The organism is Cyanobium sp. Maggiore-St4-Cus (assembly GCF_024345615.1).
Lineage (GTDB): Bacteria > Cyanobacteriota > Cyanobacteriia > PCC-6307 > Cyanobiaceae > Cyanobium_A > Cyanobium_A usitatum.
On sequence record NZ_JAGQBL010000011.1, the window covers coordinates 72,583 to 91,601 of the forward strand.

General features: G+C 59.4%; 17 protein-coding genes and 1 pseudogene. 7 read left to right on the forward strand and 11 right to left on the reverse strand.

Going from position 1 to position 19,019, the window contains the following annotated elements; translation table 11 throughout:
- Positions 1-15 precede the first annotated feature (15 nt).
- The gene (locus KBY99_RS11135; protein WP_254999083.1) at positions 16-753 is read left to right on the forward strand and encodes an MBL fold metallo-hydrolase; all 738 of its coding nucleotides are present in this window, start codon (positions 16-18) and stop codon (positions 751-753) included.
- 556 nt (positions 754-1,309) lie between these two features.
- Positions 1,310-1,714 (forward strand): hypothetical protein, encoded by a 405-nt coding sequence (locus tag KBY99_RS11140; protein WP_254999084.1) that lies wholly within the window; start codon positions 1,310-1,312, stop codon positions 1,712-1,714.
- A gap of 25 nt (positions 1,715-1,739) precedes the next feature.
- Here KBY99_RS11140 and KBY99_RS11145 read toward each other — a convergent pair whose 3' ends face one another.
- On the reverse strand, positions 1,740-2,852 hold the full coding sequence (locus KBY99_RS11145) for a pyridoxal phosphate-dependent aminotransferase (protein WP_254999085.1): 1,113 nt from the start codon (positions 2,850-2,852) through the stop codon (positions 1,740-1,742).
- A gap of 39 nt (positions 2,853-2,891) precedes the next feature.
- Between KBY99_RS11145 and KBY99_RS11150 the strand changes: the two genes are divergently transcribed.
- From KBY99_RS11150 to KBY99_RS11160, 3 genes are all read left to right on the forward strand, one after another.
- Complete coding sequence (locus KBY99_RS11150; protein ID WP_254999086.1) at positions 2,892-3,722, forward strand: glycosyltransferase family 32 protein; 831 nt, start codon at positions 2,892-2,894, stop codon at positions 3,720-3,722.
- A gap of 83 nt (positions 3,723-3,805) precedes the next feature.
- Positions 3,806-4,816 carry a hypothetical protein gene (locus KBY99_RS11155; RefSeq protein ID WP_254999087.1) on the forward strand — a complete coding sequence of 337 codons (1,011 nt, stop codon included), beginning with the start codon at positions 3,806-3,808 and terminating at the stop codon, positions 4,814-4,816.
- A 73-nt stretch (positions 4,817-4,889) separates the two neighbouring features.
- Positions 4,890-5,696, forward strand: coding sequence for a hypothetical protein (locus KBY99_RS11160; protein ID WP_254999088.1), 807 nt, complete (start codon positions 4,890-4,892; stop codon positions 5,694-5,696).
- A 39-nt stretch (positions 5,697-5,735) separates the two neighbouring features.
- On the opposite strand, the gene argS is transcribed toward KBY99_RS11160, so the two are convergent.
- The 5 genes from argS to nadC form a co-directional block, all read right to left on the reverse strand.
- Positions 5,736-7,511: an arginine--tRNA ligase gene (gene argS, locus KBY99_RS11165; RefSeq protein WP_254999090.1), complete on the reverse strand. Its 1,776-nt coding sequence runs from the start codon at positions 7,509-7,511 to the stop codon at positions 5,736-5,738.
- A 40-nt stretch (positions 7,512-7,551) separates the two neighbouring features.
- Positions 7,552-8,706 carry a cyclophane-forming radical SAM/SPASM peptide maturase GrrM/OscB gene (gene grrM / locus KBY99_RS11170; protein ID WP_254999092.1) on the reverse strand — a complete coding sequence of 385 codons (1,155 nt, stop codon included), beginning with the start codon at positions 8,704-8,706 and terminating at the stop codon, positions 7,552-7,554.
- Positions 8,707-8,726: 20 nt separating this feature from the next.
- Complete coding sequence (grrA, locus tag KBY99_RS11175) at positions 8,727-9,125, reverse strand: GrrA/OscA1 family cyclophane-containing rSAM-modified RiPP (RefSeq protein WP_254999093.1); 399 nt, start codon at positions 9,123-9,125, stop codon at positions 8,727-8,729.
- A 31-nt stretch (positions 9,126-9,156) separates the two neighbouring features.
- Positions 9,157-10,173 (reverse strand): extracellular substrate binding-like orphan protein GrrP, encoded by a 1,017-nt coding sequence (gene grrP, locus KBY99_RS11180; protein ID WP_254999094.1) that lies wholly within the window; start codon positions 10,171-10,173, stop codon positions 9,157-9,159.
- Positions 10,174-10,246: 73 nt separating this feature from the next.
- The gene (nadC, locus tag KBY99_RS11185) at positions 10,247-11,116 is read right to left on the reverse strand and encodes a carboxylating nicotinate-nucleotide diphosphorylase (protein WP_254999095.1); all 870 of its coding nucleotides are present in this window, start codon (positions 11,114-11,116) and stop codon (positions 10,247-10,249) included.
- Between the two features lie 72 nt (positions 11,117-11,188).
- Here nadC and KBY99_RS11190 point away from each other — a divergent pair, with 72 nt between their 5' ends.
- Positions 11,189-12,760 carry an NCS2 family permease gene (locus tag KBY99_RS11190; protein WP_254999096.1) on the forward strand — a complete coding sequence of 524 codons (1,572 nt, stop codon included), beginning with the start codon at positions 11,189-11,191 and terminating at the stop codon, positions 12,758-12,760.
- Here KBY99_RS11190 and KBY99_RS11195 read toward each other — a convergent pair.
- Together KBY99_RS11195 and mnmE are read right to left on the reverse strand one after the other, a co-directional pair.
- Entirely contained in the window at positions 12,751-13,527 is a 777-nt protein-coding gene (locus tag KBY99_RS11195; protein WP_254999097.1) for a hypothetical protein, read from the reverse strand. The genes KBY99_RS11190 and KBY99_RS11195 overlap by 10 nt on opposite strands.
- A 54-nt stretch (positions 13,528-13,581) precedes the next feature.
- Positions 13,582-14,994 (reverse strand): tRNA uridine-5-carboxymethylaminomethyl(34) synthesis GTPase MnmE, encoded by a 1,413-nt coding sequence (gene mnmE, locus KBY99_RS11200; RefSeq protein WP_254999098.1) that lies wholly within the window; start codon positions 14,992-14,994, stop codon positions 13,582-13,584.
- A 331-nt stretch (positions 14,995-15,325) separates the two neighbouring features.
- On the opposite strand from mnmE, the gene KBY99_RS11205 reads away from it, so the two are divergent.
- The gene (locus KBY99_RS11205) at positions 15,326-16,621 is read left to right on the forward strand and encodes an FAD-dependent oxidoreductase (RefSeq protein WP_254999099.1); all 1,296 of its coding nucleotides are present in this window, start codon (positions 15,326-15,328) and stop codon (positions 16,619-16,621) included.
- A gap of 38 nt (positions 16,622-16,659) precedes the next feature.
- Here the strand turns inward: KBY99_RS11205 and KBY99_RS11210 are convergent, their stop codons facing one another.
- The 3 genes and pseudogenes from KBY99_RS11210 to KBY99_RS11220 all read right to left on the reverse strand — a co-directional run bounded on the left by KBY99_RS11210 (position 16,660) and on the right by KBY99_RS11220 (position 18,907).
- Positions 16,660-18,129, reverse strand: coding sequence for an alpha/beta hydrolase family protein (locus KBY99_RS11210; protein WP_254999122.1), 1,470 nt, complete (start codon positions 18,127-18,129; stop codon positions 16,660-16,662).
- A 261-nt stretch (positions 18,130-18,390) separates the two neighbouring features.
- A pseudogene (locus KBY99_RS11215) lies at positions 18,391-18,622 on the reverse strand (TGS domain-containing protein); the annotation flags it as partial.
- 96 nt (positions 18,623-18,718) lie between these two features.
- Positions 18,719-18,907, reverse strand: coding sequence for a hypothetical protein (locus KBY99_RS11220; RefSeq protein ID WP_254999100.1), 189 nt, complete (start codon positions 18,905-18,907; stop codon positions 18,719-18,721).
- Positions 18,908-19,019 lie beyond the last annotated feature (112 nt).

Below are 19,019 nucleotides of genomic sequence, written 5' to 3' on the forward strand. Positions count from 1 at the left end.
GATTGCCGCTTCTCCATGCGCCCGCTGCCCACCTTCGCTGCTCTCAGCTTGAGTTCGCTCGGCCTGGGCGCCGCATTGCTGGCTACTGGCCCAGCCGCCCTCGCAGGCAGCGGCGTCACGATCACCAGCTACGGCCACAGCGCCCTTTTGATCAGTGGTGGCGGGGCCAGCGTGCTGGTTAACCCCTTTAAAGCAGTGGCCTGTGCCGCCGGACTGGCCGAACCCCGGGTGAGTGCCACGGTGATCCTGGCCAGCAGCCGACTACTGGATGAGGGTGCCCCGGTGGCCAAGGGCAAGATGCTGGTGGATCCAGGCTCCTTCAAGGTGAGTGGCCTTTCAATCGAAGGCATTGCCGGCCCCCACGATCGCGTTGGTGGGCGCCGCTTCGGCCAATCCACCCTGTGGCGCTGGAAGCAGGGCGGCCTCGACATCGCCCACCTAGGTGGCACCGCGGCCCGGCTCAGCCCCGCCGACAAGGTGATGTTGGGTCGCCCAGACGTGCTGATCATCGGCGTGGGTGGCGGCGCCAAGGTGTACACGGGTGCCGAAGCCGCCGAGGTGGTGCGCGAGCTCCAGCCCCGCCGCGTGATCCCGGTGCAATTTGTCAGCGGCAAAACCCCCAAGGACTGCGACCAAACCACGCTGCAACCTTTCCTTGATGCAATGGCCGGCACCCCGGTGAAGCGACCTGGCCGCACCCTCAGCCTGCCGGGCAAGCTCGGCGATGGCATGGTGATCGAGGTGATGCGCTGAGACCAAAGGAACTGCCGCCATAACCAAGATGACCTCCCACAAAACGGAGGGAGTCCCCATTGTCATCGTCCACAGGGGTCGCCAGGATTACTTGAAGGCCTGCATTAGCAAAGCCAAGCAGCACAATAGAAATAGCGCGATAATTCTCATTGGAGACACTTCCAATAGCGACCTCGCGCAGATTCACTATAATATTGACTGTGAGAATTCGCCCCTACTCAAAGACGTCGCCGCCTTTAGAAGGCTCTATACACATAGATCAGGCCTAAGCAGTTCATTTGAGAGATTTTGCATAGAGCGCTGGCTCCTTATCCGCAATTTAATGGTATACCTCGACCTCGAGACATGCTGCGCAATTGACTCTGACGTTCTATTTTTTAGTGGGGCGCAAGACATCCTTAACGAAATCCCAGGGCTCGCAATGAGCTTCGGGAGATGGGATCAAAAAATGCTCTTACCTCACTTTAACCTTATACAAAGGCGAGACGCGCTAGAATCTTTTTGCACATTTGCCGTAGAGATATACAAAAACCAATCCCGACTCAAAAAATTATCGATGGAAAGCTCTGCAGGCGGAGGCCGAACATGGATATGCGACATGCTACTTTTTTGGAAATGGAGCCAGGAAAACCCACACTTTAAGCTGGCCATATACGAAGAACAACCTTCGAAAAATAGCTACTTTGATCCCTCAGTCGGCCGTACAGAAGGATTTACACATTCCGCCTTCCATCTAGGTGTGGTAAAAAAATGGAAAAAACTATCATTTCAAGATACTCGTGCATATGCTCACGATACAAACAACCGCCTCGTGCAAGCAAAGTTTATCCATTATCACGGAATATTCAAAGCTTTAATGGTGCGCCACGCTCGCGGAAAAGAAGACACATTAACCTGTTTCTTTTTGATGATAAAAGCAAAACTCATTTACGAGCTCTCCCGGCCATTAAGGAAGAAATAGATATATCCAAGCGGATCGTCCTTCTTTAATAAGTCTGTATGTAGGTCTTCCAAAAGCGCTGCATCTGTTCGGTGGTGCCGATGCTCACCCGCAAGGAGCCGTCGATCAGAAGTTTTGCCGTCATGGGGCGCACCAGGATGCCCGCCTGCCGCAGCCGCTTCTCCACCTCGGCAGCTGGGCTTTCGGGCCAGATCAGCAGGTAGTTGCCCCCTTCGGCGTGGTGGCGCACCCCAGCCGCCTGTAGTTTCTGAACGATCCAGTCGCGGGCCCGCAGCACCTCGGCCACATAGCTATCCACATAGGCCTGGTCCGCCAAGGCCGCATGGGCGGCAGTCACCGCAAAGCTGTTGATGTCGTAAGGCCCCGTGACGCGCCCGATGCGATCAATCACCGGCGCCGCCCCAATGGCAAAACCAATGCGCAGCCCCGCCAGGCCAGCCGTTTTAGCGAGTGAGCGCAACACCAGCAGATTCGGGGTGGCAGCGAAATCGGCCGATGGCAGGACGCTGTCGCCAGTGAAGGCCTCATAGAGCTCATCCACCACCACAAGAGTGCCCGGCGCCGAGGCCGCTAGATCAAGGATCAGCTCCGGAGCTAGCCGGGTGCCGGTGGGGTTGTTTGGATTGCAAATCAGCAGGATGCGGGGTGGCTGCCAAGCGGGAGTCCCATCCCCGAGCAATGCGGCCCGAAGTTCCTCCAGGGGGAAGCCAAAATCCGGCAGCCGGTAGGGGATGGCCTCAATCGCCATGCCCTGCATCTGGGCGCAGGGGGTGTAGTAGCCGAAAGTGGGCGATGTGGTCAGCAGCGTGTCGCCCCGGTCGCCATAGGCATGAAAAATGGCATTAAGTGCCGCGTCTACGCCGTTGAAGAGGCCGATCTGCTCTGGGGTGAGCGGTTGACCGAGGCCAGTTGCAGTGAGATTGGCAACCACCGCCTCCCGCAGGCCGTCGTACTCGGGATAGACCGCGTACTGATCGGGGGGGATGGCGCGGATTGCCTCCACCACCTGCGGACTCGGCCCCACGGTGTTCTCGTTGAAGTCGAGCCGAAGCAGGCCCCGGCGGCCCTCAAGTGGAGCGCTGTAGGCATGGAGGCTCTCAACCTCCGGGCGCGCCTGGGGAAGGCCTGGAATCAACATAGAACTGCCCGTAGAATTAGCAGCATAAGCAATGAACTTTTGTCTCGGCAATCCAAACTCGATGACTTCGCAGCCTTCCTTGCAGGTCGCATGGTCAAACTAGTAGCCAACGCGATGCGCCCTCTTTTTTATCTCCATTACTGGCTATTACCGCAACAACGCTTCAAACTAGAAAATAGCGCGGCCATATCAACCAGCCCAGGAAAAATAATTAATGACAATCGCCAATCAACTGCGACACTGATCCCTAAAATAATCTGGCAAACTAACTACACAAATAAAGTTGGCCTGCCCATCAAGGCTGCTTGGCGCTGGAATCGGCTTCTCTCTAGAAGCTACCAATACTGCTTCCACTCTACCGAAGATCGTCATGCTTTTGTAGAGCAAAACTTTCCTGGCAAGCCCACAGAACTTTACAAGCGGCTAACCATTGGGGCCGCCCAAGACGACGTCTGGCGCTTAATGGTGCTCTACAAGCACGGTGGCATTTACATGGATATTGACTCTCACTTAATCTGGCCACTGGATCGATTCATCGAAGCTGGGACACTTGAAATGTTTCTACGCTACAAAAGCAAAGATGCTACCAACTACTTTATTGCAAGCGCTGCCGCAAATCCCAACATTAAGTCATTGCTTGATGAGGTACTTTATCGAATCGAAACCTCACAAAGCAACAATGTCTACGAGATAACAGGCCCATCCCCCTTTCAAGATATTCTTGCAAACAAGAGTCACGCTTGGCGCCTAGCTCAACATACCTGCTTGCAAGGAAACCTCTCAAACAAGTTTTTCCAGTACCTTGACAAGCCTCAAGGATGCTGGACACAAGAGCAGAAACGTCGCCGCGTTGTTCAGCCCAAGCAATGAAGGCCCTAACAAGGTGAGCAGCATTCCACCTGCTTTCACAAAACAATCAGCTGCAGCCAGCCCAAATCAAAAGAGGCAAGATCTTGAATGACATTCAACCCGGAAGCACCCAACAATACCTCCAGGGCAAGTCAGATTTCAAAATTATCGACTGCTCAATTTTTTTCAATGAGCTTGACTTACTTAGGCTACGAATAAGAATTCTAGGCGAATACGTAGACCATTTTGTGATAGTCGAAGCCAGGCAAACATTCACGGGCCTTCCCAAAAAGTGCATCCTAGATACAGAATGTGCCCACGACATTGCAAGCAATCCCAAGGTAACCATAAAAATAATTGACCTTCCCTGCCACTGCGACTCGGCATGGGAGAGGGAAAATTACCAACGTGAGGCTATTTACACTACAGCCCAGGCATTAGCCACCCATAGCCAAGACATTATTCTGCTATCAGACGTTGACGAAATACCTTCCCCCAAAGCAATTGGACGTGCAATTGAAGAGATTCAAAGCAGCAGCGACAAGCTACTTGCAGTTTTCGAGCAAAGGCTTTTTTACTTCCGCCTCAATTACGAGCTAGTTTACTCTAAAAAATTACCTTGGCTCGGAACCACCGCAATCAAAGCAGGGCACAAAGTTAGCACTGCAGGCATGCGAGTAACTGGCAGAAATCTGCAAGGGCGCAAGCATAGGCATCTATTCGATCACAGCCTGGTCAGGAAACGAATCACTCATGGCGGCTGGCACTTTTCATACTTAGGCAACGACAGCTCCTTGGCAAATAAATTCAAAAGCTTTTCTCATCAAGAAGCTAAAATACAAACAGCACAGCCATCAAGCGTGCACCAATTAATTAGAGATAGATCCTCGCTTTTTCGCAAAGAAGCGCATCATGAAATCTGGGCTATTGTTCCTGCTGACAGCCTTGATCTACCCAAAGATGCAATAAAGCATTCTGACCTCCCATTGCTCCTTGCAGAGTTGCCTTGCACACCTCCATCAGAAATTATAAATGATTATATTTCTAAGAAGCCAATCATGCGGCTTAAGAGATGGCTCTCAAACATAGCCAAGCTCCAATGGCTAAATTTATAGATTCAGCCTGACCAGCTATCATGCTTCGCCATAACAAGTACTATGATAGCCCCGCTTGCCGAAGAGCTCTTGCATGCGCGCATTGACTGAAATAGCCAAAATTCTTCCACCTTTAACGCAATTTTTCGGCTCAAATAGAGTTATTCACTTTAAAGAAGTTGGCACAACTGGCTTCGGCGACCGCCTTCGCGGAATCTCACTATTAATGTTTTTATCGAGATTATACAAGGTTGATTGTTTTTACTATGAAGAGAAAAGCAGCGATGCATTCCCCTGGAACATAACTGATCTAATTGAAATCAAAGGAATTCGCTTTATTCAAGGCGAAGACAGCGCAGATGGCTCATTTTTTCTCAAGGTTAATCATAATAGCGCCAAGGGAACAATCATTAAGAAATTTGGCTATGAGGGCATGAAAAAGATAAAGCCAAAATCCCCTGTAGTAAAAACAAAAATTGATTCAATGCCCCTTGGGGCCCATTGCATTGGGGTTCACATTAGAACGACCGACTCTATTCATGCAAATAGCCCCAGTCACGCGCCAAAAGACGTGACAGGAAGAATGCTTGAAGCGATTAATAACTTATCCACGCTCAATGGCTGCAGCCATGTCTATCTTGCTTGCGACAGCCTAGAAGCAAGAAATATATGGAGCGATATAATCACGGCGAATACTGATCTACGGGTTATTCACAACTCCGCTTCATATAACAGTGACAGGCTTCGCCAAACCAATTCAGACGACATGATTACTGATTTTTTCGCACTCTCAAAATGCGGATTTCTGCTGCGATCTGTACCATCTGAATTCTCAAGATTTGCTGCGCTTACCGGCGGACTAAAAATGAAATACAATCAGCTAGAAGGGGATTTACGTTAAATATCGAGAAATTTTCTTCAATCATTTACATCCAAGTGTTCACATCCGCTCCAAGGTGGGGATACCCAGCAGGCCAAGTCCCAGGGAGAGGGTGTCGGTGGTGAGACGGCAGAGCGCGAGGCGGGAAGAGCGGGCCGGCTCCTCGGCCTTGAGCACCGGCACCTGGTCGTAGAAGCGGTTGAACACCTGGCTGAGCTCAAACAGGTAGTTGCAAAGCCGATTCGGCAACAACTCCTGCTCCACTTCAGCAATCACCCCATCAAACTTGAGCAGCTCCCGCACCAGCGCCCACTCCTGCGCTTCGCTGAAGGTGAGTGAAGCAACGGTGCCAGCCCCCAGATCGCCGCCCTTGCGGGCGATGCCGGCGATGCGCACCACCGCATAGAGCAGATAGGGCGCCGTGTTGCCCGTAAGTGCCAGCATCCGATCAAAACTGAACTGATAGTTGGTGATCCGATTGGTGCTGAGGTCGGCGTACTTCACCGCCGCCAAGCCCACGGAGGTGGCCACCTGCTGGATGAAGGCCTCGTCTTCGCTGCGCTGCTCATCGGCAAGGCGCTGACGCAGATCAGCCTCTGTGCGCTCCACCGCCTCATCGAGCAGGTCCTTGAGGCGAACCGTGTCGCCGGAGCGGGTCTTGAGCTTTTTGCCATCATCGCCCTGTACCAAACCGAAGGGCACGTGCTCGACACCGCAGTGGGAGGGAATCCAGCCCGCCCGCTGGGCCACCTGGAATACGCCAGCGAAGTGGCTGGCCTGGCCCGCATCGGTCACATAGATCACTCGGCTGGCTCCATCGCCGCCCGGCCCAGGGGCGAAGCGATAGCGAATCGCCGCCAGGTCGGTGGTGGCGTAGTTGAAGCCGCCATCGCTCTTCTGCACGATCAGCGGCAGGGGCTGGCCGTCCTTGCCACTCACACCCTCAAGAAACACACAACCTGCGCCGGCATCGACCACCAGCAGCCCGGCAGCCCTGAGGTCGTCAACCACAGCCTGCAGGTAGGGGTTGTAGAAGGATTCGCCGCGTTCGGTGAGACGGATGCCGAGCTGGTCGTAGATCTTCTGAAATTCGCGGCGGCTCTGGTCGCACAGCAATCGCCAGGCCTTAAGCGACACCGGATCGCCCCCTTGCAACTTCACCACCTCCTCCCGGGAGGTGTTTTGGAAGCTTTCGTCGTCGTCGAAGCGGGCCTTGGCCTGGCGATAGAAGGCCACCAGATCACCCAGATCCACCGCATCCGCCATGGTGAGAGCCTCTGGCGCCACCTGCTTCAAGTGGGTGATCAGCATCCCAAACTGGGTGCCCCAATCGCCCACATGGTTGAGCCGCAGCACCGGGTGGCCGCGAAACTCCAGCACCCGCGCCAAAGCATCACCAATGATCGTGGAGCGCAGGTGCCCCACATGCATCTCCTTGGCGATGTTGGGGCTGGAGAAGTCCACAATCACCGGGGCTTGCAGCTCCACCTTTGGCACCCCCAGGCGCGGATCGCCAAGGCGGGCCTGCAGCTCCGCCGCCAGCCGCTCGGGCCGCAGGGTGAGGTTGATGAAGCCGGGCCCTGCAATCTGGGGCTCCAGGCAGAGCTCGGCAAAGGCGGGATCGGCCGTAAGTTGCGCCACGATCGCCGTGGCAATAGCCCGGGGCGGCTGGCCCAGGGGTTTGGCCAGGGGCAGGGCCCCATTTGCCTGGAAGTCGCCGAATTCCGGCTTAGACGCCGGCGCCAGCTGGGGATCGAGGGGCTGGCCCGCCTCCGGGAAGGCCCGCTGCATCGCTGCCAGGAGCTGGCCCTGCAGGGCGTGGAGAACGGTCAGCATGGCAACGGTGGGCCGCAGTGGCGGCAGGCACTTGCTTTGATCATCCCTCTCCAGCCAGCTGCAGGTCTGACTCCATTCCCTGCAGCACTACATCGGCCACCAGCTTGATGCGATAGCGGCAGGCCTGGGTTTCGGTGCAGTCGAAACTGCGGTGCTCCCAGTATTTGTTACTGCCCGCACCACCCCCGCACAGCCCGAAGTACTCACACTCCTGGCGGCAGCGTTCCACACCGGAGCGAATTTCCTGCAACACCCGCTGCAATTTGTCAGTGGCGGCGATGGCTTCCAGGCTGTCGTGCAACACATGACCAAAAGCAAAATCGCCGTATTCGGCGGTGGGCACCGAAAGCAACTCCGGATCAAAGGTCGACACATTGCCGCGGGCGTCCACATTGACGATCGCGAAGGGCGCATTCATGTCGGTTTGGGCCATGCGGGCATTGCTGCAGGCCAGGCTCACGATCCCGTCAAATTCCCGCAGGCGCAGGCTCCCTGGCTGCTCCATGCAGCGCTGCCAAAACCGCTCTAAAAACACCCGATAGCCCTGCTCCGCGCGGGGGGCCTTGAGGCTGGAGGCGGCGTTTTCACCTTCGGTTTCCTCCATGTTGAAGCCCACGTCGGTGATGCCGTGCTCGAGGAAGAAATCAAACAGGCCATCGGCATGGTCGAGGGCGTCGGCGGTGAGCACACAGATCACCTGAAAAGCAATCTGGCGCCGCACCAGCCAGTCGATCCCCCGCATCACCGCCCCATGGGTGGGCAAGCCGGTGCGGGTCACCCTGTGGGCGTCATGCAGGAAGGCAGGGCCGTCCATGCTCACCCCCACATGAATGTCATTGCGCTCAAAGCAGTCGCACCAAGCCCCATTGATCACGGTGGCATTGGTCTGCAGCGACTGGACGATCGTGCTGGCGGGCAGGCCGCGCCGCTCTAGCAGCTGGCGCAGGCGAGCACTGGCTTGGTCGTAGAAGGCGATTGGCGCCATTAACGGTTCGCCCGCATGCCAGAGCAGGGTGAATTGCCCCTCGAAATAGGGGCTATCGAGCACCCGCTCCACCGCCACCTCCAGCAGCTCAAGTGAGAGCTGGGTGCGATCACCCCGATCGGGCAGATAGCAATAATCGCAATCGAGGTTGCAATAGGGGGTGGGTTGTACCACCAGCAGCCGCACGGGGCCGTAAGCCTGGCTTTCCAATTCAGCAGCCCGGGGAGCGATCAGCGCCAGTAGCGACCACCATTTAGGAAGCCCCCATTGCGGAAGCCGCCATTACGGAAGCCCCCGTTATAAAAACCTCCGTTATTGAAACCTCCGTTATAAAAGCCGCCGTTGCGAAAGCCGCCGTTGCCCCAGCCCATGCCCCCGCCGTTGACGAACACATAGGAGACGGCGTCATCGGGCAAGCCAGAGGCTTCGGTGCCTTCGCGCTCCTGCACTGCCGCCGCAATTCGGCTCAGCCGCTCCTCAATGCTGAGGGAGGTTGGTTTAGCTGCGGTTTGGTCCTGGGCTGAAGGCTCATGCTGGGCGCTGGCCAAGGCCAGGGCCGCCGCCCCATCGAGGGGCAGGGAGGCCAGCAGCAACAGGCCGAAGAGATGGGAGCGGTTCAAGAACGCCATAACAACTGCGAAAAGGGTTTCAGCGAGGGGATCAGCGACCGGTCGAAGCAGCCTGACCTTCAAGAACGGGGCGAATCGTCTCAACCCCCAACAGCACAGCCTCAAAGCTGGCGCGGATCGCAGACTCAGGCAATCCCAGCGCACTCGCCGGACCGAGCCAGCGGTTCACGGCGGTCACCGTATCTGGCTGGCCATCGAGGTAGCCCTGGAGCAGCCGGGCAATCGCCAGATTGACGACGTTGCGGAAGGCCGAGTCGTTTTCGGCAAGCACACAGCTGACCGCATAGGCCTCGTAAGGCAAATCCGGGCTGAGCTGTAAGCCTGGCAGCCCCTGCTGGCGCACCAGCCCCGCCAGCACGATCGTGTCGCCAATTACGCCTTCCACGGTGCCGGCCTGCATCGCGGCAACGGCAGCCTTGAGGCTGTCGAAGGCAACGGGCGTGGCCTTGGGCTGCATGCCCCGCAGTTCGGTTTCACCAAGGGACTGGCGCACCACCCCAATCCGCCGTCCCGCCAGAGCGGCCGGACTGCCATCAAAACGCCCGGTGGGCGCCAGCAATCTCACGCCGGAAAGGCCGATCGGCAGGGAGAAATCCACCTGCATGTCCACCGCCCAGCTGAACGGCAGACCGCAAGCAAGATCCGCCTTGCCGCTGGTGATGCTGTTCACCAGGCTGGCCGGATCGCTGATCGGCGCAAAGCGGACACTCACAGGACGGCCCACGGCCTGGCTGAGCTCAGCGGCAATGCGTTCAGCCACCAAGATGCCGTAGCCGGAGGGCTGGCCCTGGGGGCTCAGCATCATTAGAGGTGGGACGTCGGCGAAACCACTCAGCACCAGCTGGCCGCTGCGAGCTGCCCGCTGCACCGCCCCCTCGAGCTGGGGCTTGGCCGGGGGTTGGGCCGGGGTTTTGGTTTGGGATTGGGCCTGGACCGCCGCCGGCATTGCGGCCAGCAGTCCGAGAGCTCCCACGCCAGCAGCTAGCTGGCGACCAAGGCCAGCTAAGCGAGGGCTGCGCTTGGAAAAGCTGCGCTTTGGTGCTGCCACCCAACCTCGACATGAACTATCAGAAGTATGCAGAGGCTCGGCGCCACTGCCAACGCTGCTCTGCCAACTGGGCTCAAAAATCAAACCGCATGCTGAGATCAAGCCAGGCGCTGCGGGTGATCGGCGCGCTGGTGGAGATCAGGTCGATGCCGCTGCTGGCGTAGTCGCTTAGCTGCTCGGGCTGCACGCCGGAAGCTTCCAGCACCAGCCGGCGGCCGCCGGCCAGGCTGCGCAACTCGGGCACCAGCTGCCGCAACTGGGCCGGCGGGAATTCATCCAGCAGCACCCCATCGGCGCCCGCTTGCACCGCCGCCGCCGCCTCTGCCGCCGTTTCCGCCTCCACAATCACCGCGGCCGGCCATGGACCATTGGCCCGCACCGCCGCGATCGCCGCCTCCAAGCCACCTGCCACCCCACCCGCCCAAGCCAGGTGGTTTTCCTTGAGCATGGCGGCGTCATCGAGGCCCTGGCGGTGATTGCTGCCGCCCCCGCAGCGCACGGCGTACTTTTCAAGTCGGCGCAGGCCTGGCGTGGTTTTGCGGGTGTCGGCAAGGCGCACGCCCGTGCCCTCGAGCTCGGCCACCAGGGCGGCAGTGGCGGTGGCAATTCCGGAGAGCCGCATCGCCAGGTTTAGGGCCGTGCGCTCGCCGGCCACCAGGGCAGCGGCCCCACCCTCCAGCTCCAGCAGGCGCTGGCCTGCCACCACCGGCTCACCATCAGCCACCAGCAACTGCAGCCGCAGCGCCGGATCCAGCAAGCGGAACAGCGGCTCCACCAGCACCCCGCCGCAAAACACCCCTGGCGCCTTGGCAAGCCAGTGGGCCCGGCCAGGGCGACCAGCCAGCGCCACAGCCGTGAGATCGCCACGGCCAATATCTTCTGCCAGCCAGGCGCGCAGCTGCAGCTCCAGCTCGGGGGTAAAAGGCAGATGGGCAGCAGGCATTACCCCTCCGGGGCAGGCCTTCCCATGATGGGTGGTGCCAGTCTGATGGGCAGTTCGCATCAGAGCGCTGGCATGACCAAACCCCGCTGGTGGACCGCCGGTGACCTCGATGGCTTCCTCGGACTTGGGCTCGACAACCTGATCCAGATCCTGTTGATCGTGGCCCTTTGCCGCGGCGTACTCGGCTATCCCGACAGCCTGATCTTCGGCGCGATCCTGCCTGCTACTGGCATCAGCCTGGTGGTGGGCAACCTGGCTTACGCCCGCCAGGCCTTTCAGCTCGACCAGCGCGAGGGGCGCGACGACCGCACCGCCCTCCCCTACGGGATCAACACGGTGAGCCTGTTCGCCTATGTGTTTCTGGTGATGCTGCCGGTGAAGCTGACGGCCATAAGCCAGGGCCTGGATCCAGCCGCAGCGGTAACCCTCTCGTGGCGAGCCGGGCTGATCGCCTGCCTGGGTTCGGGGTTGATCGAATGCTCCGGGGCCTTCATCGGCAACAGCCTGCAGCGCTGGCTGCCTCGCGCAGCCCTGCTCTCCACCCTGGCGGGCATTGCCCTCGGCTACATCGCCTTGGGCTTCCTGCTACGCACCTACGCCCAACCGGTGGTGGGGCTGGCAGTGCTGGCCGTGATCCTGGTGGGCTACTACGCGCCGGTGCGCTGGCCGGTGCCCGCCGGCCTGGTGGCCGTGCTGCTGGGCATAGCCCTGGCCTGGGCCAATGGTTTGATCGACCTAGATCCAGTGCGGTGGCAGAGCAGCACGGCCCTGATTGGGCTGCACATACCCAAGCTGCAACTGGCAGACCTATGGCAGGCGCGCGGCCAGCTAGTGCCCTGGTTGGGGGTAATCGTGCCGATGGGACTTTTCAATGTGATCGGCTCGCTGCAAAACCTGGAGAGCGCCGAAGCCGCCGGCGATAGCTATCCGGTGCCCAGCTCGATGCTGATCAATGGCATCGGCACCCTGGCCGCTGCCACCTTGGGCTCCTGCTTTCCCACCACCATCTACATCGGCCACCCGGGCTGGAAGGCCATGGGCGCCCGCATCGGCTACTCCTGGCTCAATGGGGTGGTGATGGGCGGAGCCTGCCTGCTGGGCCTGTTTGGCGTGGTCGGCCAGCTGGTGCCGATTGAAGCCGGCATGGCGATCGTGCTTTACATCGGCCTGGTGATCGCTGCCCAGGCCTTCCAGGCCACGCCGCCTCGCCATGCTCCGGCAGTTGCCTTGGGGCTGCTGCCCGGGCTGGCCGGCTGGGGCGCCCTGATGCTGAAAGCGGGGCTGCGGGCCGGTGGCAGTGGCACGGCCGCCAACCCCTTTGGGCCAGCCATGCTGGCGCCCCTGGCCCAGGCCGATGTGTGGGCCGCCGGGGCCTTCGCCCTTGAGCAAGGCCAGATCATCACGGCGATGCTGCTGGCGGGCATGCTCGTGTACTTGATCGAGGCCCGCCTGCTGGCGGCGGCGGCCTGCGCGGCCATCGCAGCCCTGCTGTCCTGGTTTGGGGTGATCCACGCCTGGCAATTCACCAGCTCCGACACCGTGCTGCAGCTGGGCTGGGGCGTTGGCCGCAGCTGGGCCCTCGGCTACGGGGTGATGGCCCTGGTGTTTCTGACAGCCCGCTGGGGTCTGCGGCCTCAGCGCTGATGCTGCAGCAAACCGAGGGTGAGGTTGTCTGGGTCGGTCTGCAGGTAGACGTAGCCACCACCATTGGCGAGCAACACCACTTTGTAGTTGTAGGAGACGCCCGCAGAATCTCTCTGGGTCATTGAACCCAGGCAGCTGGCAGCCAGCTTGAGATTGCCGCTGTAGGTGACCCGGTCCTGGCGGCCGGCATAGCTGGACACGGCCAGGCCCTGCACCGCCCCTGCCTGCCACCACTCCCGCTGAACTACGGCATTTGGCTGCCAGCTGCCAGCCAGCCAGCTCTGGCCCTGCTGCTGGCTGGTGACCAGGCCATCGAGCTGCTCCGGCCGGCAAGCGCCTGGGGCCTGAGCCACATAGCGCAACGACAACACCTCACTTGGTGCCACCACCAGGGAAGTGCGGGGCCGGCCCAGGCCATCCAGGGCGACCGCGTCAGCCATGGCACCGGCCGAACCCTGGCGCTCAACTAATGCCCAGCAGTTGGCATCGGCTTTCACCTGGCCGCTGTAGCGATCTTCCGCAAAACGGCGCCCCTCCCGCAGGTAGCGCACCCCTTCGATGCGGCCATCGGCAAACCAGCGCTCCTGCATAAGCAGGGCCGTGGGTTCGCCCCGCTGCTGACCGCTGCCGAGCACCACAAAGGTGCCAGCCGCGGGTGCTTTGCACTGGGCCAGGCCCGCCGCGGCCGACTTTTCAGCAGCTCCTGCCCCTGGCACCAGGCCAACGCAAATAGCCACGGCAGCGAGGAGGGCGCGGGGGCTGGCCATCGATGCACTTCATCAAGTGGTCGCAGTTTGGCAAGAGGCAGTTTGGTTAGAGCCCTACTTGCCAATACAGAAACGCGAAAACACCCGATCCAGCACCGCCTCGCTCACCGCCTCGCCGGTGATCTCACCGAGGGCACGCACGGCGGCGCGCAGGTCAATCGTCCAGAAGTCCCAGGGCAGCCGCTGCGCCGCAGCCTCAAGGGCCGCCCCCAGGCTCAGGGCTGCCGCTGCCGCCAGATCCCGTTGGCGGGCATTGAGTGCCACCTGCACCCCTTCAAGGCAGCCAGCTCCGCAGCGGCGCAGTAGCTCCGCCACCAGCTCGTCGCGGCCGGCGCCAGTGATGGCGCTGAAGCGCACATCTGCCGGCTCCCCATCCCCCGCGGGCACCAGACCCACCGGCAGGCCAGCCCCATCAGCCTTGTTGCCTGCCACCAGCAGCACGACGCCCGCGGGCACCAGCTCCCGCAGGGCCTGATCCTCCAGGCTCCAGCCCGCCTCCAGATCAAATAGCAACAGCACCGCATCAGCGGCGGCCAGGGCCTGGCGGGAGCGCTCGATACCCAGCTGCTCAACCCGGTCGCTGGTGGGGCGAATGCCGGCGGTGTCGAGCAGGGTGAGCGGCACGCCGTCGAGCACCAGCTCGCTTTCCAGCAGGTCGCGGGTGGTGCCCGGTAGGTCGGTCACGATCGCCCGTTCTCGCTGGCTGAGCAGGTTGAGCAGGCTGGATTTGCCCACGTTGGGGCGGCCCACGATCGCCACCCTCAGGCCCCGGCGCAGCAACTCCCCTTGCCGCGCCTCAGCCACCAGCTGCTCCAGCTCAAGCCGCACCGCCTCCAATTCGGCCGTTACTGCCGCGCCATCGAGGGGGGGTAGGTCCTCCTCGAAGTCCACCCGCGCCTCCAGCTCCGCCAACTGATCCAGCAGCCGCTCGCGCAGGGCGCCGATGCGCAGCTGCAGGCCGCCATCGAGGCCAGCCATGGCCAGCTGGGCCGCCCGGCGGCTGCGGGCCGTGATCATTTCGCTGATCGCCTCGGCGCGGGTGAGGTCGAGCCGGCCGTTTAAAAAGGCCCGCTGGCTGAATTCCCCCGGCAGGGCCCGCCGTGCCCCAGCCGCCAGCACCAGCTCCATCACCCGCTGTACCGCCACCAGGCCGCCATGGCAGTGCAGTTCCACCACGTCTTCCCGGGTGAAGCTGCGGGGCGCCCGCATCAGCAGCAGCAGGGCCTCATCGAGCCGCTCGCCACTAGCAGGATCCACCACATGGCCGTAAAGCACCCGGTGGCTCTCCCAGCTCTGCTGGCCGGGGGCCACAAACAATTGATGGCCGATCGGCTCGGCCTCGGGGCCAGAAATCCGCACGATCGCCACACTGCCCTCCCCTGGAGCCACAGCGGTGGCCACGGCGGCGATGGTGTCGAAGCCGTGATCGCGGGAATGGTCGTGGTAGGTGCCGATAGAAGAAACCATCACCCCATTTCAGCGGTTAGCTGGCCAGCCAGGGATTGGGCCTGCAGGTTTTCAAGGCCCTGGTGCACCAGGTCGAGGGTGGTGCCAATCAGTTGGGTCATCTCCGCAGCGGTCATGGCTGGGCTCGCGAAGCCTGCTGGAGAACAAAGCCCAGAATCAAATCCCTACTTAAGTCAAAATCACACAACGCTGGATGCAAACAAGTCAAAAAAGCACAACATATTGGTTGACAAATTAGAGGTTCACAAGACAGCCAAGGCCCCTATCGGACCCTATCGACAAAAGCACCCTCCTCACAACACCTAAACTATTGCGGAAGCAAAGCGTCGAAATGCCAACCCCTCTCAAAATAGCCATCATTGGTGCCGGACCTGCCGGACTCACCTGTGGATTGGCACTATCAAGACGTGGGGTTGACATCACGATCTTTGAAAGGGGCGGCAATCATCTAGAGACAGCCACCTACAACCCCAATCGCAGCTACACAATAGATATCACAGGTCATGGGAAAAAAGCCGCAGACCATGTGGGAGCCAGCAAACGCTTTGACCAGGAGCTGATTCGATTTCGTGGTCTCAAATATGCACTCCCTGCATGGACAAATCGAGCGCCCAAAAGGACCATGACGGAGGCCTATCCAGGACAAGGCTGGACTGGAAGCCGGGGTGACATTTGCAGGGTTCTTCAAGCTGAGCTAGCCCAAGTGGGCTCAGCTAACACACGCCTATTCTTTTACACAGAGGCGCATCTCATCAACGCAAGAAAAGGCATCCTTCTTCTGGAGTCAACAGACAGCAAGAGCTCCCATGAAGAAACATTTGACATGATCGTTGGCTGCGATGGCGGCGGCAGTGCAATCCGCTCCACATTGCAACAACTTGATCCATCCTTTTCTGTGTCATCGATGGACCTAGGGAATCACTCAATCATGCTGCATCTAGACCAACATCTTGACGAGTTGAATCCTGAGTATCTGTATGTGCATGCAGTTCGCCCTGTAGCGGCAGTGACCGGCGCCATCAATGGGCCAAACGGGCCAAAGGATCCTCGATGGTTTTGCCAGCTTGGATTTTCAGGATCTCGTAGTTTTTCCTCTGCAGATGAAGCAAAGAAGTTTCTTCAGCAAACCCAGCCTTTGCTTCTTCGTTATGCCTCACCAGAACGCATCACAGAGTTCAGCCAGCGGGACTGCATCGCCACAGGCAAATCCAAGCGCTGTTCTTCCCTCGTCAGTGGGCGGGTGGTGCTACTCGGCGATGCGGGAGCGCCGGTGCCCCCCATCGGCCAGGGCGTGAATGCCGCAATGGAAAGCGCCATGGTGCTTGACCAATGTCTAGCGCTTGCCCAGGAGCAGGGCTTTGAGCCTGACGCCATTGTGGCCCGGGCCCAGGACCACTTTCTGACGCGATGGACCCCGGAAGCAGACGCCTTGCGGGAGATCGCCCTCACCGTGGACCTTTCGAAAAGCTACACGTCGAAGCGCCTTTTGCTAGCAGGTGCTCTTGGCTATTCGGGGGTGGCAAATTCCAAGAAGGAGGAACTGAGCTACCAACAAGCTTGGATGAAATTTCGCACTTGGGAGCGAAGATTGCGCTTTTGCCCCCTGCGTTGGCTGATCCCCGGCTAGATACAAGGGCAAGGGACTTGCCCTTTAAGCCCACTTGCCTATCGCTTGGCTTTCTCCCTCGGCACATCCACCAAAACCATGCTTGGACTGCCCCAACCCTTGGCTGGAAGCAGATCAGGCGCATTGGGCCCTGGCGCTACCGAGGCACCCGCCGCAAAGGCTCCATTCACCCAAGCCAAAATCACTGGCGAGAGAACAGCCACCGACTTCTCACCTTTTGGGGCACGCAAATTGAAATGGTCACCGCCTTTCGCTAGCACAAGATGGTGACCATCATCAGGAGCCATCCCAAAGGGACCTATCGCTTCGGGATCCGGAGGAACAACAAAATCACGAGTTCCGGAGATCAAGAGAATGCGCGCATGGAGACCGTCTTGACCAATACGAGGATCAGCTATCAAGCCAATCGGTGGACTCACCACAACAATGGCCTTGACCCTCGAATCAGACATATTGAAATCGGCAATCGCATTGACAAAGGAGCATTGCAAAACCCAGCTAATACTCTCGTCAGGATCATTGCGATTGGGGCAACGCAGTCGCAGTAAGTCACCGTTGGCGCGCATACCCGCCAACTGGCCTGCAGTGACCCCACCCCATGAATGGCCTATCGCTACAACATTTTTAGTATCAATACCCTGGAATCCAGCAAGACGTCCATCCGCCACTGCATCGAGAATCGATTTCACATCCTGGGGCCTGAGTCGTAATTCAGCAGGGGAAGGAGGCGGTGCCGATCCATCCAACATTGCGGCTTGCTGGCCTTTATCACTCCCCTGATGAACCGGAAGAATCACGGTGTAGCCATGGGAGGCCAAGTGTTCAGCCCAACCGCAAAAACTATTGGGCGAATCCCATAATCCATGGGAGATCACCACAAGCTTGCCGTTGGGGTTCCGCGTGGGGGCAATCACCTCCATCTCAACGGGCGCCTGCCGGTGGGTCACAACCAACTGAGGCCGGCGCGTGGCAATCGGCAGCGGCCCTGGCTTCTGAAGCTGGGGGTCAGTGGTTGCCGGAGGAAGGCTGGCAACCAATTGGTTGGCCACCCGCATCAATCCCACATTTCGCTGCATGTTGGCAAGCATCTTGTCCAAATCAAAGCTGGCGCTCTGGCCTGGCAACTGCTGCAGGATCGATGACAAGGTGACGGGGCCTGCCTCCGCTGCCCGTTTAATCGCTGCTTTGAATTCTTGCTGTGATTGCTGTTGGGAAGTAAGCCCTTGAAGCTGGCCAAGAGCCGCCAAGCCTGCGATCACCTGATCAACGATGGCGGTACCGCCACCTCCTTGAAATGTTGCCTTGCTCAGGGGGAGGGGGGTGAGAAATCCCTTGGCCAACAGTTGACCAATCTTGCCATCAGTAGCACGGTCAAGCTCTGCCAAATCACTGGTGCCATTAAGCAAGGCTTTCGAATTGGCAAGCTCCGAAACCTTGACGGTATAGGTACCCAAATCAAAAGGAAACTTGACCTGCACCACTTCAATCGCCCGTGCCGGCAAGGACATGGCCGTTACAGAAAGCGCCCCAAGACAACTTAAATAAGCCAAGAGGCCACGAAACCGGGGGCTCCAATGCATTCCGTAGTCCCAATTCATTCGGCAATAGATACTGCGGAGCCAATGGACTGTACCGGCAATTTCCCCACAACCAGGCTGATCATTCCTGCCAATCATTCGTTGTCGAGTACTGGCCACAACTTGAGGCTTGCGTGAACGATCCGCCATCTTGAGCCTTAGTTCCATGGAGGTCCAGTCCAACCAGGTGCTGAGGGGCGTTGCCAGAGGGCAAAGCCGATCGTTGATCCGGACTCCATGGCAATGGTTACCTATCTCGGAGTGGCTCCGGTAAGCGAAATCCACGGCTCTGGAGACTTTATGCAGGCCAACCACATCGCCGTTAAGGGTGAACACAAACACCTCCTCATCGAAAAAGGTCGTCCTTGATCGACGCCAGGTAGTCGCTGCTGTCCTGGCTCCCGTCATCTTTCTGCCAATCCACAGCCGGTGGCCACGGCGGCGATGGTGTCAGCAAATCCGGCGGGGTCTGGCATGACCCCATTTCAGCGCCAAAGCACCCGCAGATCGAGCACCCGGCTCAGGGATTGGCCAGGCCGGGAAACACCATCAAATCGATATGGCCGCCAATGGGATGGCGCCATTCGCGGAATTCCTCGGCCAAGGCGTGCTGCTCGCGGGGCAGGGCCTGGGCCTGCAGGTCCTGGAGCCGCTGGTGCACCAAGTCCAAGGTGTCGTCTATCAGCTGGGCCGCCTGCTCGGAGGTCATGGTGGGGAATCCGGGGAATGGGCAGGTTGTAACTGGGCTTTCAAAGGCACGCTGTAGCGGACATCACGACCGCGCCAGCCGCGCCTATGCAGGCAAACGCCCCAGCAGTGAG